This window comes from Microbacterium resistens NBRC 103078 (genome assembly GCF_001552355.1).
In the GTDB taxonomy this organism is placed as follows: Bacteria; Actinomycetota; Actinomycetes; order Actinomycetales; family Microbacteriaceae; genus Microbacterium; species Microbacterium resistens.
In genome coordinates, this window is sequence record NZ_BCRA01000034.1 from 38,837 (window position 1) to 51,788 (window position 12,952).

The 12,952-nt window shown below is 71.6% G+C and carries 17 protein-coding genes, 1 tRNA gene and 1 pseudogene; 7 read left to right on the forward strand and 12 right to left on the reverse strand.

Annotation, left to right across the window (positions count from 1 at the left end):
- Positions 1–15: 15 nt before the first annotated feature.
- Positions 16–894, reverse strand: a complete 879-nt coding sequence (locus tag MR1_RS07440) for a serine/threonine-protein kinase (protein ID WP_067244579.1) — start codon at positions 892–894, stop codon at positions 16–18.
- Between the two features lie 54 nt (positions 895–948).
- Here MR1_RS07440 and MR1_RS07445 point away from each other — a divergent pair, with 54 nt between their 5' ends.
- Entirely contained in the window at positions 949–1,674 is a 726-nt protein-coding gene (locus MR1_RS07445) for an aspartate/glutamate racemase family protein (RefSeq protein ID WP_067244581.1), read from the forward strand.
- Here the strand turns inward: MR1_RS07445 and MR1_RS07450 are convergent.
- Genes MR1_RS07450 through MR1_RS07460 form a run of 3 tightly spaced genes read right to left on the reverse strand, consistent with a single transcriptional unit; the run spans position 1,655 to position 3,791 of the window.
- Positions 1,655–2,137, reverse strand: a complete 483-nt coding sequence (locus MR1_RS07450) for a hypothetical protein (protein ID WP_067244584.1) — start codon at positions 2,135–2,137, stop codon at positions 1,655–1,657. The two genes, MR1_RS07445 and MR1_RS07450, sit on opposite strands and share 20 nt — an antisense overlap.
- A gap of 36 nt (positions 2,138–2,173) precedes the next feature.
- The gene (locus MR1_RS07455; RefSeq protein WP_067244586.1) at positions 2,174–3,160 is read right to left on the reverse strand and encodes a hypothetical protein; all 987 of its coding nucleotides are present in this window, start codon (positions 3,158–3,160) and stop codon (positions 2,174–2,176) included.
- Entirely contained in the window at positions 3,150–3,791 is a 642-nt protein-coding gene (locus MR1_RS07460; protein ID WP_306304924.1) for an RNA polymerase sigma factor, read from the reverse strand. The genes MR1_RS07455 and MR1_RS07460 overlap by 11 nt, the downstream gene beginning before the upstream one ends.
- A 71-nt stretch (positions 3,792–3,862) precedes the next feature.
- On the opposite strand from MR1_RS07460, the gene MR1_RS07465 reads away from it, so the two are divergent.
- Positions 3,863–4,045, forward strand: coding sequence for a hypothetical protein (locus MR1_RS07465; RefSeq protein WP_067244590.1), 183 nt, complete (start codon positions 3,863–3,865; stop codon positions 4,043–4,045).
- Positions 4,045–4,368: a hypothetical protein gene (locus tag MR1_RS07470; protein ID WP_067244592.1), complete on the forward strand. Its 324-nt coding sequence runs from the start codon at positions 4,045–4,047 to the stop codon at positions 4,366–4,368. The genes MR1_RS07465 and MR1_RS07470 overlap by 1 nt, the downstream gene beginning before the upstream one ends.
- 12 nt (positions 4,369–4,380) lie before the next feature.
- Here the strand turns inward: MR1_RS07470 and MR1_RS07475 are convergent, their stop codons facing one another.
- On the reverse strand, positions 4,381–5,286 hold the full coding sequence (locus MR1_RS07475; protein ID WP_067244594.1) for a CPBP family intramembrane glutamic endopeptidase: 906 nt from the start codon (positions 5,284–5,286) through the stop codon (positions 4,381–4,383).
- Between the two features lie 118 nt (positions 5,287–5,404).
- Positions 5,405–5,962, reverse strand: a complete 558-nt coding sequence (locus MR1_RS07480) for a GNAT family N-acetyltransferase (RefSeq protein WP_067244596.1) — start codon at positions 5,960–5,962, stop codon at positions 5,405–5,407.
- Between the two features lie 302 nt (positions 5,963–6,264).
- Here MR1_RS07480 and MR1_RS07485 point away from each other — a divergent pair, with 302 nt between their 5' ends.
- A complete protein-coding gene (locus MR1_RS07485; RefSeq protein WP_217996197.1) occupies positions 6,265–6,939 on the forward strand; it encodes a hypothetical protein in 675 nt (224 codons plus the stop codon).
- A 68-nt stretch (positions 6,940–7,007) separates the two neighbouring features.
- Here MR1_RS07485 and MR1_RS07490 read toward each other — a convergent pair whose 3' ends face one another.
- Positions 7,008–7,550: a helix-turn-helix domain-containing protein gene (locus tag MR1_RS07490; RefSeq protein WP_067244598.1), complete on the reverse strand. Its 543-nt coding sequence runs from the start codon at positions 7,548–7,550 to the stop codon at positions 7,008–7,010.
- Positions 7,551–7,621: 71 nt separating this feature from the next.
- Between MR1_RS07490 and MR1_RS07495 the strand changes: the two genes are divergently transcribed.
- Genes MR1_RS07495 through MR1_RS07505 form a run of 3 tightly spaced genes read left to right on the forward strand, consistent with a single transcriptional unit; the run spans position 7,622 to position 9,485 of the window.
- On the forward strand, positions 7,622–7,981 hold the full coding sequence (locus MR1_RS07495) for a hypothetical protein (protein ID WP_067244600.1): 360 nt from the start codon (positions 7,622–7,624) through the stop codon (positions 7,979–7,981).
- Positions 7,978–8,694: an ABC transporter ATP-binding protein gene (locus MR1_RS07500; RefSeq protein ID WP_067244602.1), complete on the forward strand. Its 717-nt coding sequence runs from the start codon at positions 7,978–7,980 to the stop codon at positions 8,692–8,694. Before MR1_RS07495 ends, MR1_RS07500 begins: the two co-directional genes overlap by 4 nt.
- Positions 8,691–9,485, forward strand: coding sequence for an ABC transporter permease (locus MR1_RS07505; RefSeq protein WP_067244604.1), 795 nt, complete (start codon positions 8,691–8,693; stop codon positions 9,483–9,485). Before MR1_RS07500 ends, MR1_RS07505 begins: the two co-directional genes overlap by 4 nt.
- A gap of 35 nt (positions 9,486–9,520) precedes the next feature.
- Here MR1_RS07505 and MR1_RS07510 read toward each other — a convergent pair whose 3' ends face one another.
- The 5 genes and pseudogenes from MR1_RS07510 to MR1_RS20030 form a co-directional block, all read right to left on the reverse strand.
- On the reverse strand, positions 9,521–10,588 hold the full coding sequence (locus tag MR1_RS07510) for a DUF4037 domain-containing protein (protein WP_067244606.1): 1,068 nt from the start codon (positions 10,586–10,588) through the stop codon (positions 9,521–9,523).
- Complete coding sequence (locus MR1_RS07515) at positions 10,585–11,346, reverse strand: class I SAM-dependent methyltransferase (RefSeq protein ID WP_067244608.1); 762 nt, start codon at positions 11,344–11,346, stop codon at positions 10,585–10,587. The genes MR1_RS07510 and MR1_RS07515 overlap by 4 nt, the downstream gene beginning before the upstream one ends.
- 102 nt (positions 11,347–11,448) lie before the next feature.
- Positions 11,449–11,524, reverse strand: a tRNA-Asn gene (locus MR1_RS07520).
- A gap of 101 nt (positions 11,525–11,625) precedes the next feature.
- Positions 11,626–12,408, reverse strand: coding sequence for an ATP-binding cassette domain-containing protein (locus MR1_RS07525; RefSeq protein ID WP_067244611.1), 783 nt, complete (start codon positions 12,406–12,408; stop codon positions 11,626–11,628).
- 35 nt (positions 12,409–12,443) lie between these two features.
- A pseudogene (locus tag MR1_RS20030) lies at positions 12,444–12,952 on the reverse strand (DNA primase); the annotation flags it as partial.

Below are 12,952 nucleotides of genomic sequence, written 5' to 3' on the forward strand. Positions count from 1 at the left end.
GTCGCCGGCCGGCGACTACTGCTCCGGCAGCGCGGACCGTGCCGCGTCGAGGCGGTCCTGCGCCTGCGCCACCCGTTCCGCGGCGGACGCGCGTTCCGCGCTCACCCCCTCCACCGCGGCGGCGTTCGCCTCGATGTCGGCACGGACGCGGGCCAACTCCTGCTCCAGCTCCGCAGCCCGGGCCGTCAGCCGCTCCGTCCGGGTCACGGCCTCGGCGTGGTCCCGTTCCGCTCGGTCCTGCGTGCGCTGTGCCCGCTGCAGCTCCTGTTCCGCCTCACGGACCTCCCGCTCGGCCGCCTTGCGCTCCCGGCGTGCGCGGAGCTCGTCGGTCGGCGGGCCCTCCGCGGCCGCGGTGATCACAGACGGCGCGCCGCCTCCGACGACCGACGCGGGGTCGACCGGGGTTCCCGAGGAGGCCTCGAGCTCCCGGACGAGTCGACCGGACGCCACCGCCATGGCGGCCTGCGGATCGAAGAACGCCGCGGCGATCGTCTGGCGCACCGCCTCGACGGTGGACTCCGTCACCCGCTCCCCTCGCGCGGTGGCGAGCGCGGCGGCCTCGCGCGCGAGCTGGGTCGTCAGCGCGCGGCGCTGTCTTCCCAGCTCCGCGAGCGACCTGGCGTCGAGGTCCTCCTGCGCCTCTCGCAGCTCGGCCGCCAGCTCCAGCGCGGTGGCGAGCCGGTCCGCGCGCTCCGTGGCGAAGACGTTCACCGCCCACGCCGCGACGGACGGCTTCCTCAAGGCCCGGATCCTCGCGGCGCGGTCGCGCTCCCCGTCCTCCTGCGCCAGGGAGTTGCGTCGTGCGACGAACTCTCCAGGCGGGGCGGTATAGAGCTCGACGGCGATCTCGATCAGGCGCGGATCCTCGGCACCGGCGGCGTCGTGCGCGGTCATGACTCGACGATAGCGACCGGCGTCAGGAGGGCGCAGGACGGTAGCGTGGGCGACATGAAGACGGTGGGCGTGCTGGGCGGGATGAGCTGGGAGTCGTCAGCGGAGTGGTACCGCCTGGCGAACGAACTCGTCCGGCGGGAGCTCGGCGGACATCACTCGGCGCGGATCGTCCTGGACTCCGTCGATTTCGCCGAGGTCGAGGCCCTCCAGTCCCGGGGTGACTGGGAGGCTGCCGGGGATCTGCTCGCGGAGCGGGCCCGCCGACTCGAAGCCGCCGGGGCCGACCTCCTCGTGCTCTGCACGAATACGATGCACCTCGTCGCCGACCGGATCGAGGAGGCGGTCGCGATTCCGTTCCTGCACATCGCGGACGCCGCCGCGGCTGCGGTGGCCGCGGCCGGGCTCCGCACGGTGGGCCTGCTCGGCACAGCATTCACGATGGAGCAGTCCTTCTATCGCGATCGCCTCGCCCGGCACGGCATCGCCGCCATCGTGCCGAGCGCCGGCGAACGCGCCGTCGTCCACGACGTGATCTACGCCGAACTGGTGCACGGTGTGGTGCGCGAGGAGTCCCGACGGCGGTTCCAGGTCGTGATCGATCGCCTGGTCCGGGAGGGGGCGGAGGGGATCCTCCTGGGATGCACCGAGATCGAGCTCCTCATCCGGGCCGAGGACGCCCCCGTCCCGGTCTTCCCGACGACGGCCATCCATGTGGAGGCGGCGATGTCGCTCGCCCTGGACGGTCGTGAAAGGGACGCGGTCAGCAGCCCAGGCGCGTGATCGTCGCGGAGGTGTTGGTCCAGGCGCCGGCTCCGACGGAGGCGACCGCCGACGAGCCGTTGTAGGCGACGACCACACCGGAGGAGCGGGCGTTCGCGATGCTGCGGACGGGGCTCCCCAGCGGAGCGACGGAGTTGGCCCCCGAACAGCTGGTGAAGGAGATCCGGGCGCCGGAGAGCGAGGAGCCGCTGAAGGCGCAGAACGTCCCGTCGGCGCACGAGCCCACTCCCCGCGCGAACGCCGAGTCCGCCGTCCCCGGGAGAAGCGTCAGCACGACCGCGCCATCGTCCCACGTGATCTCCCCGGGACCGGTCTGCTCGCCGCCCGGATAGGCGGCCAAGACCTGATCCACTCGTTCCTGCAGGTCGTCCGAGGACGCTTGTGCCGCCATGGGGGCGAACAGTCCGCCGACGACGAGCAGCGCAGCCGCCGCGACGGTGAGCAGAGACCGCAACCGATGCATACCCGGGACCTTCCGTTCGGGCCGCCCGGCGTTCGGTCATCTCCAGGCCACGTATTCGATCACCGCCGGGGAGGGGATGTCCGTGCGCGAGGAGCCGATGTAGGTCGCCTCGTATGCGAGAACACCCTGAGCGGCGCTGAGCACCAGGGTATCCCGATACTCCCCCGGGGCACGAGAGTCCGTGCTGACGGAGACGCCTCGGCGTCCGAGACGGTCCGTCACGCTCCCGTCGACCGCGACATCCGGGAGCGTGGCGAGGAACTCGACGAGCGCCGCCTGCTGTTCGGCGTCGAGGGTGCGTTCCGAGAGGAGGAGGCGCACGGCCGAGAAGTACTCCCCGCTGCTCTCGCCGACGAGCACGCCGCTGGCCCGGAAGAACTCCGCCATCTCCGCCGCGGAGCCCGGAACATCGCCGAAGAAGCCCGCTCCCTCTCCCGCCGGCCGGGTGTCGGTCCACAGGACGGCGCCGGGCGCGGGCGTGGGATCCGGCACCGCGGTGCCGTCGGCGGCGGTCGGCGTCCCTGCGCGGACCTCGATCTCGACCGCCCCATCGGCCGACCGGCGGATCAGATGCTCTTCGGGGAAGATCTGGGAGGGAGGCTCGCCCGACTCCGGGTCGAACGAGAGCGCCCAGGTCTGGAAGCGGACGACGTCGCTCGCTCCGATGCCGTCGGCACGGACCGATTCGCTGATGCTCATCAGGTTCTCCCTTGCGGTTCCGGGGACGGGCTCCGCCACGAGCAGGGCGGGAGTGGCGGCGACCGCGGCCGGCGGCCGCAGCAGCGATATCCCTCCCAGGACGGCGACGGCGACCAGGATCAGCACAGAGGCCGCCGCGAACCAGACGGGCCCGCCGACCCGACCACGCGCGGGGACCCGGCCGCGTGCGGCGCCCCGGTGCTCCGTGGGGTCCGCGACGATCCGTCGCAGGACGCGCTCGGCCGCGACGGACGGCGGAGCGTTGCGGCGGGGCGTCTCGGGGCGTGCCGCGCGAAGACGCCGCGTCAGCTCGTCATCGTCCATCGTGCACCCCCTTCCGCTCCTCGACGGGCCCCTCGCCCGCCGTCTCGTCAGTGCCGAGCCGCCGTCGCAGCCGCTCTCGCGCCCGGTGCAGCCGCACCTTCACGGCGGCGACGGAGCACCCGAGGATCTCCGCCATCTCCTCGCGGCTCAGTTCCTCCCAGTACGCCATCCAGATGACCTCGCGGTCGTCGGAGCGCATCCGGGCCACCGCCTGGCGCACGGCGATGGCGTCGTCGTCGATGAGGACGGTCGGATGACCGGGAGCCTCCGCCGCCAGTCGCTGATAGCGACGCGACGCCCTCCCCCGGCGGCGGTACTCGCTCCCGGTCACGTTCCGCAGCGTCGTGTACAGCCACGGCAGAGTGAACACGGTCTCGTGCTCGCTCCGCCGCCGCCACGCGGCCGTGAACACCTCTGCGGCGGCGTCCTCGGCCGCCCCGAGATCGCCGAGGCGGTTGAAGCCCGCCGTCACGATCACGGCATGGTAGGCCCGGAACAGATCCTCGAACGCACGCGCGACCGCCGCCGACGCCGGCCGCGGAAGGCGTGAACCCGTGATCTCGAACCCCACACTTCTGGTTGTTGCCGGATCGGCCCGGAAGGTTACATCCGGAATCCGATGTAACCCCACCCTCTCATCCGGCAACAACCAGGGTGAGGGCCGTCTCCCCGGCGGCGCCGTGGGTTATCCAGGAGGACAGCATGCAGGCAGCCGATCGACGCGGGATCATCTGGTGGATCGCCTTCGGAGCGTTCGCCCTCGTCGCCGTCGGCGGGCTGCTCGCGGTGATGATGACGGGGCAGGGCTGGTTCGCCGCCCTGTCCGTCGTCGGCGCGGCGGGGACGGTGGGCCTGGGAGCGACCATGGCCGTGTCTGCGGTGTGATGGCCGCCGTTCACCCCCACGACGATGGCGCCGAGGACGGGACGAGCCGTGCCTGGTCGCTCTCCCTCGGAGTCATCGTCGTCGCTCCGGTCCTCCTCATGCTTCTGGCGCTGCCCACGATCGGCGCGGGCGCCACGACCCAGAACGTCGCGATCCTCGCCGCGCTCCAGGGAGGCCTGCTCCTGCTCGCGGCGTCCGTCACAGCCCTGCTCGTCGGGCGCCGCTCGCCCCGAGCGCGAAAGGCGATCCCGCGGATCACCCTCGTCGTCGCCCTCGCCCTGGCGATCGCCTCCGCGATCGCGATGTGGGCCGCGCAGGGCTGAGACCCATCCGTCTTACGGTGTCGTCTCGGCCCGAGACGGCGTTCCGCGACGCGCCGCCCGTGTGGAGGCCCACCAGACCACGCCCGTGACGACCGCGCAGGCCGCCATCGCCACAAGAAGACGCGGCGACCCCGGGCCGGTCTGATCCGAGGATCCCGGTGCGCCGCCGTCGCCGATCATCCCGACGAGAGCGGCGATGTTGTTCACGGTGTGCATCACGACCGCGGCCTCCACGCCGCCGCTGCGCCACGTCATGAGCGATGCGCACGCGCCGAACACCGCGTAGAAGGCCAGGCGCCAAGGATCCGCGGTGCCGTGGAACGAGGCGAAAAGGATGGTGGTGACGACCATGCTCATCGCGGTTCCGACGAAGGCGGGATGGAACCAGGTCGCGACCGACCGGCCGATCAGTCCGCGGAACATGTACTCCTCGGCCGCCGCCTGGAACGGCGCGACAAGGATCCCCAAGAGGAGGGCGAGCAGGGACGAGGGCGCGATCGGCGCGAACGCGGGTGCGCCCTCCATCAGCCAGTCCGTGCCGATCACGATGCCGAACGCGGGGACCGTGACCAGCGCCGCCGTCCGCGCGAGCCGTGCCCGAAAACGCCCGGAGACGGAGTGCAGCCACCGCCCGGGCACGCCGAAGACGAGACGCTGCGTCCCCCAGACGACGGGGAGCATGAGGGCGATCATCAGCAGGGACAGCGGTGTGCGCGCCCCCGGGAATCCCGCCGATTCCACGGTGGGGATCACGAGAGCGGATCCGGCTCCGGCCAGCGCGAAGTACGCGGCGAGGACGACCGCGACGGCGAGCATCCCGCGACGGCCGGCATGGCGGACGCCTCGCAGACCCGCGTAGTAGCCTCGGTCCTCGCGGAGCTCCGTCCTGCGGGCGCTCCCGGTCTCGTCCGCCCGCACCGCGCTCCTCCGTTCGCCGGAACCAGGATACGGCGCCCCCGGGCTCAGCGCGCGGGGACCAGACGACCTCCCGCGGCGGCAAGCTCGCGCGGGACGGGATCCTCGGGGCTCTTGTCGATCACGCCGTCCGGGCGCCGGAGCCGTCGGTCCGGCGCGCGAACCACTCCGCGCGGAGAATCCCCATGCGCACGATGTCCGTGTACGCGCCGCGGACCCACGCGTGCTCACGCTGGCGACCTTCCACGACGAACCCCGACTTCTCGTAGGCGCGGATCGCCGGCGCGTTCGACCCGATCACCTCCAGGTGCACCCGGTGCAGGTTGCAGCGCACGAACGCGAACTCGAGGATCTGCGCGATGGCCTCCGTGCCGATCCCGCGCCCTCGTGCCGACGGCGTGAGCGCGATCCCCACCTCCGCATGCCCGGAGAGCCCGTCGAAGTCGAAGAGCCCGATCGTCCCGACGGCCTGGCCCGCCTCGTCGATCACGAAGCTGACGTTGCCGCCGGGCTCGGCCTCGCGCTCGGCGAGACGCGACCGCCAGGCCTCGCGCGTCACGGTCACGGGCCGGCCCGGGTTGCGCTCCTCCCAGGTGTCCAGATCCGACGCGATCTCGTAGAGCGCGTCGAGGTCCTCGTCGGTGCGGGCACGAAGACGAACGACGGGGGCAGGGGTCATGGTCCGCACCGTAGCCGAGTGCCGTCCCCGCGCGCAATGGCTCCCGGACGCGGTTCTCCCCGGAACTTCGGGATCGGCTCCGCGCGCCCGCGTCGGGGCGGTCCTGTGATCGGGAGGACCGACGACGGTGCACGGTGGAAGGAACGGGAGGGCACCCGCATGGGGCCGTGGTCCGCTTCCGGGAGAAGGGAGACGACATGTATCCTCCGACCGCGTCGCCAGCGACCGACACCGGGACACCGGATCGCATTCCGTCTGCGCCGTGGTCCCCGCGTCGTCGCCGGATCGTCGGCACCATCAGCGTGTTCGCGCTGCTGGCCGTCATCGCATTCGCGCCCGACCCGATTCTGCGGGTCATCAACACGAACAACGCCCATCGACTGGTCGACGAACTCGCGCAGGAGCAAGCGGGGCTGCTGTCGCGGCAGTCCCAGATCCGCGGCCCGATCCGAGTGCTGGGCGCGCCGGCGCGTTCCTGGACCGCAGTGTCGTGCTGGCTCACGCCGCGGTACAGCGATGGAGACGGCGAGCAGGATCTGATCATGTTCTACTGGCAGGAGTGCGCGCTCGTGGCCTACGAGATCTACCCGCTCGCCCCCGGAGCCGGCGACGCCGCCGAGGTCGCGGCTCGTCTCGGCGGCCACACCGCCGGCACCCCCACCTGCGCGGAGACGCTCTTCGACGTTCTCTCCCCAGACATCGGGGCCGGCGGGAAGGACGATTACGCGACGAGCCTGTGGTGGACTACGCCGAGCGGCGACCCGCCGGCGCATCAACCGACTCGGTGTGCTCTGCCCTCTCCTGAGGACCCGGATTCGACCCTGGTCAGTATGGGCGTCGATGAGCCTCTGGCGGCGGACGCCTACGTCGTCTATCGGGTACGCTCACCAGTCCGCGCGACAGAAGCGGGCTGCCAACACGCCTTCACCTGGCTCGCCCCGTGCACCGGGGAGCCGCACGGGTTCCCCGTCCTCTGACAGGTGCACGCGGCGCATCCGTCGTCGATCGCGCGCGTCGGATGACGGAGAGCCAGCGCTCCGACCGCCTACCGGAGCTCGACCGTCGCGCCAGGATCGGGCGTCAGCACCGTCGAGAGCGTGACCCGGCGCCGACCCGATCGCGCCTCGAAGTAGGGCGACAGGAGTTCGGCCAGGCCTGCCTGGATGCGGGCGAGGTCATCCTCGTCGACGTACAGCACCGTCCGTCCGAAACCCGAGAAGTCTCGGAGACCGGGATCCGCGGCGAGGAACCGATCGAAGTCCGCCGACATCTCGCCGAGGAAGGTGAGGAACGCTGTCCTCAGCACAGCCTCGTCCACCTGACGCAGCTCCTCCCGGTCCACGTGGGCCATCCGCTCGCCCAGCGCCAGCGTGCGTTCGACCGCACCGCGCACCTTCCGTTCGTCCACGACGACGAGGATGCCCGCCTCCACCAGCGTCGCCACATGGCGGTACAGCGTGGCCTGCGTCACATCCGGCAGCGCGGCGCGCAGCTGGGCCGTCGTGAGCTGTCGTCCGCCCAGCTGCTGCACGATCCGCAGCCGCACCGGATGCAGCACGACATCGGCGATCGGGGTTGCTTCCGTCACGTCGCGACCTCCATTATTATCAGCATGATAATGTTCTCGACACTGCATCGATTCTACGAAGGGAACGGATCATGACCGAGGTGGAGTACACGGGACGCGCCGTTCGGGTGCTGTTCCCGGGGTGGGAGTCCGCGATGGCCGGCCGGGCGTCGTTCACCGCATCGAACGACGTCGTCCGGGACGCCGCGGCAGCGCCCGGCTGGACCTCCGAGATCCTCGGCATGCGTTCCGGTCTCGTGGTGTCGGGGTTCCGGAAGCTCGGCGTCTTCACCCATCCGTCCGGAGTGCGGCGGCTGGTGTCGATGAAGCGGGGTCTGCCTCTGCTGCGGATCCTGCTCGACCGTGCCGAGACGGGATTCGACGAGCTGCTCGTGAGCACCCCGGACGCCGACGCCCTCGCCCGATCGATCCGTGAAGGGAGCGACCGGTGAGCACCGAGATCCGCCTCGTCGGGCTGCGTAAGTCCTTCGGCGACGTCGTCGCCGTGGCAGACGTCGGCTTCGTCGCCCGCCCTGGGCGCGTCACCGGGTTCCTCGGCCCCAACGGCGCCGGGAAGTCGACGACCCTCCGCATGCTCCTCGGCCTCATTCGCCCGGATGCCGGGGCCGCCACGATCTCGGGATACACGTATCGCGACCTCGTCGCGCCCGCTCGCACCGTCGGGGCGGTCCTCGACATCGCCGGCGCCCACCCCCGGATGACCGCTCGGGCACACCTGCGGACGCTGTGCGCGCTCGGCGGACTGCCTCGCGCCCGCGTCGATGCGGTGCTCGGCGCGGTCGGCGCCGAACAGTACGCCGACCGGCGTGTCGGCGGCTTCTCCACCGGCATGCGGCAGCGGCTCGCGCTGGCCGCCGCTCTCCTCGGAGAGCCCGAGGCCCTCGTGCTGGACGAACCGGCCAACGGCCTCGATCCGGCCGGGGTCGCATGGCTGCGCGGCGTCCTGCGCGACTTCGCCGCACGTGGGGGGACCGTGCTCGTCTCCAGCCACCTGCTCGGGGAGGTCCAGCAGAGCGCGGATGACGTCGTCCTCCTCGACCAGGGCGCGGTCGCCTGGTCGGGGCCGATCGCGGATCTGGTGTCCGACGGTGAAACGCTCGAGAGCGCGTTCCTCCGCCTGACCGGGGCGGAGGTCGCCGCGTGAACGCCGTGCGCGGAGAGATCGCTCGGCTTGCGGCGACACACCTGCCTCTCTGGACCGTCCTGGCCGCGATGGGCGTCGGCGGGGTGCTCCCCGGACTCCTCGCGCTCATCGGCCCGGAGAACGCCTCGCCGCCGATGCCCGGTCTGGACACGACGGAAGGGGCTGCTCTCCTCCTCGGCCTCGGCGGCGTGCTGCTGTTCGTCCCGGCGCTGATCGGCACTCTCGCCGTGACCGCCGAGTACCGTCATCGCACCATCGCCACGACGTTCCTGATGATCCCGCGCCGTGGCCGGGTCCTGGCCGCGAAGCTCGTCGTCTACACCGGCCTCGGCCTCCTGTACGGCGTGACCGCGTCGGTGACGGCGGGACTCGTCCTCGTCGGGGCGGCGCAACTGCGGGGCGTGCGCCTTGGAATGCCGACGGGACCGCTCGTGACGATCCTCACCCAGCTCGCCCTCGCTGCGGCCGCCTACATGCTGATCGGAGTCGCGGTCGGGGCACTGGCCCGGCATACCCTCGTCGCCATGGGCATCGTCCTGGGATACTTCTATCTGGTCGAGTACATCCTGATGGTCATCCCGGGCGTCAACGTCCTGTACCCGTTCCTGCCCGGCGGCGCCACCGCGTCCCTCACGCGGTTCACCTTCCTGACCGACGCGATCGCGGCCGAGACGTCTCTGGGGCCGGCTCCGTTGCTTCCCCCCATGGCCGGCGCCGGCGTCCTCGTCGCCTACGCGTTGGGGGCCGCGGGGATCGCGGTCATCGCGCCGCTGCGCCGGGATCTCCGTTGAGGCGCACGGTCAACGGCTGCGGGGCGCGCCTCGGGTCAGGTCTCCCCCGTCAGGGCGTCGCGATACTCGCGAGAGAGCCGAGCCGGCCAGTCGGTGTGCGTGACGACGGCATCATCGGCGTGCGTGAGCTGATCGAGGGACCCCACCGGGACGAGCGCGCGCAATGACGGGTCCGAGATGCTCCCGCGGAGGCTCTCCACGAACTCGCCCGCGTTGATCGTGAGATACGGACGGATCGCGCCGTTGATGCCGACGTCGAACGGCGCGAGGCGGGGTCGCACCGGGGACCCCAAGGACAGGCGGCTCTGCCGCTCCCCGAGTCGGGTGAACAGCTCGTGAAGCGCAGCCGTCGCCGCCTCCTGCCCGTGCGCGGTGAGAGCGCGATCGAGAAGCGGTGCGAGCTGGGCGGCGGGAAGGAGACGGGCGAAGGCCGCCCCGAACCACTTGTCGTAGGGCCAGTACGCGCGCTCCTGCAGGAACACGAGCTCCATGGCCAGGCGACAGAGCCTCGCGGTCAGCAGACGCGATCCGATCACGTCGCCCGTCTCGATGCACCGCCCGCGCAGCGGCTCGGCCGCACCGATCAAGTGCCAGGTCGTGAGCATCATCCAGGCCCAGACATCGTCCGGATACCACGTGAGCAGGTCGCGGATGTCGGTGAGGGCGCCGTCGTCGTCCCGGAAGACCTCCCCGGCGGTCGCATGGAGCAACCGCTGCTGGGGCACGCCGAGCCAGTCGGCCGCATCCATGCCGCGTCTCGGGTCGAACCCGACGGTGCGGACCACCCAGTCGTCGACGGTGACCACCTCGACGTGGTGGGTCACGGTGCCCGCGGACAACGAGAACCAGCGAGTCGGGAACCCGGCGAACTCGGCGGGCAGGTCCCGCATCCGACCGTCGACCGACGAGACGTGCTCGTCCGCCACGAGGATCTGAACTCTCGGCCCCCATTCATGGTCCCGGGAACGCAGGGTGTCGAAGCCGAGCACCTCGGATCCCTCCCCCAGGAGGGCCGCGGCGTGCGGCACATCGACGAGAGGCTCGACCGCCTCGGCGTAGAACCGTCGGGCCAGATCGAGGCCGGAGACCGAGTCGTCCGTCATCGCCGGGGCTTCCGGGCCTCGATGAGATGGCGCGTCGCGTGCGCGACGAACGGGCCCTCTCGGCGAAGGAGGTCATGGAGCTCGCGCAGCCGAGGGCGGAACCGCTCGACGGAGAACCCCGGAACCCACCAGACGACCTTTCTCAGCAGGTAGACGACCGCCGCGACATCGTGGATCTCGATGCGCAGGGTCGCCGTCCTCAGATCGGTGATCTGCAGCCCGGCGGACTCCGCGTCCGCCGCCTCGTCTTCCGGACGCCGGTGGCGCCGCCCCTCGGGCTGGGGCCCGAGGAAGAACTCGATGAGCTCGAACACGCTCGCCGGCCCCACATGCTGCGCGAGATAGGTCCCGCCCGGCCGGAGAACCCGGGCGATCTCGTCCCACCAGATCGTCGCCGGATGCCGGCTGGTCACCAGGTCGAACGCCTCATCCGCGAACGGCAGCGGCGGCTCGTCCGGATCAGCGACGACGACCACCCCACGAGGGTGCAGCAGACGCGATGCCCGAGCGACGTTCGGCGGCCAGGACTCCGTCGCGACGGCGACCGGCGGAAAGACGCCGGCCTCCGCGAGAACCTCCCCGCCGCCGGTCTGGATGTCGAGCGATGCCGTCGCCTTCGTCAGGCGTTCGGCGAGGAGCCGGGCATATCCCCACGGCGGCCGCTCCTCGCTCGCACGACCCTCGAGCCAGGAGAAGTCCCATCCCGAGACGTCGGCCGTGTCGCCGATCTCGATCAAGGCCTCGAAGGAATCCGTCATCCCTCGAGTCTCGCATCCGCGCGGGAGCGGGGCGTCGCCCTGTGACCTTCTCTGCGACAGGCGAAAGGCGCCTCGTCCCGAACGGGACGAGGCGCCTTCTGCTGGCTCCCCCGGTTGGACTCGAACCAACAACCTGCCGGTTAACAGCCGGCTGCTCTGCCAATTGAGCTACAGGGGAATGTTCACCGCTGCGCGGACAACTCATCGATCATAGCAGGATCCGCGTCGTGCTCCCGAACCGGGCCGCGCCTCGCGCGTGTCGTCCGCGCGGCGTCCTGCTCACCGCGACGATGCCCGGTCCGGCTCCGTCCCCGGCGTCCAGACGAGATCGGCACCGGCGCCCCGCGCGACCACGTGACCCTCCCGGATCATCAGGGTCTCGGCGCCCAGTTCCCGGGCGAAGGCGGCGTCGTTGCTGACCAGGAGCGCAGCCATGCCCTCGTCCGCACGGCGCCGGGAGATGGCGTCGAAGACGACGTGACGGACCTCGAGGTCCAGGTTCGCCAGGGGCTCGTCCGCGATCAGGACGCGCGGCTCCAGCACGAAGGACCGGGCGATCGCGACGCGCTGGCGCATGCCCGCGCTCAGCTCATAGGGGAACTTCGCCGCCGCGCCGAGCGGCAGGTGCAGCTCGTCGAGGAGCGTCGCCACCCGGATCGCCAGCGCCTTCGTGTTCACGCGACGCTCCCGCTGAAGGATCGGCTCGGCGATGATCTCCTGAACGGTCAACTGCGGGTTCAGGTCCGCCCCGCCGTTCTGCGGGACGTAGCCGGTGAGGTACGTGAGCTCGCGATGCCGACGCCCGGGGCGACGGATCGAGATCCCGCACACGCGCGCGTCTCCGCCGACCACCCGCAACGAGGGGTCGGTGGAACCCGCGAGCGCCCCGACCAGGGTCGTCTTCCCGGAGCCGGTCGCACCCGCGATGCACATGAGCTCCCCCGCCTGCAGACGGAAGCTCACCCCGTCCACGGCGCGGGTGGGCGTGCTGTGTCCCTGTCGGTCGATCACGATGTCGTCGCAGTCGATCGCGATCGACTCGTCCCCCTCGAAACGCGCCATGTCCTCCATCCTGCCTGTTCGACGGCGTCGACGCGTCACGACTCGACGAAACGCTGCCGTTCGAGGTCGATGTCCCGGAGGCGCACGCGCAGGGCGCGCCCGCCGTCCGAGTCCGGCGGGACCCGCTGGATCGCGCCCAGCAGCTCGTGCTTCTCGCGGTCGAGGTGCCGCTGGATCAGCCGGCGCGCGAGATCCGTCGTCGACGCCACCGCGCCTGCCTCGTCCCGAGCCGGGAACGCCCGCATCAGGAGCTCGCCGGCAAGACTCCGGTACGGCTCCCGCACCGCGTCGACCGCCGCGATGACCCACCCGGGACGAGAGCGGTCCCCGGCCGCGGCGACCGCCTCGCGGACGGCGTCGAGCGCGGGGATCTCGAACGGAGCGCTCAGCGCGCGCTGGAGAAGCTCATGGTCCACCTGATGGCCGTACTGCAGCGCACCGGTCAGAGCATCCCGTTCCAGCGAGGCGACCCCGGTGCGCGGAAGGGCCGCCAGGGTCACCGGGGCGAGGGCCTGCGGCGACGTATCGCCGCCCTGGCCGGCGC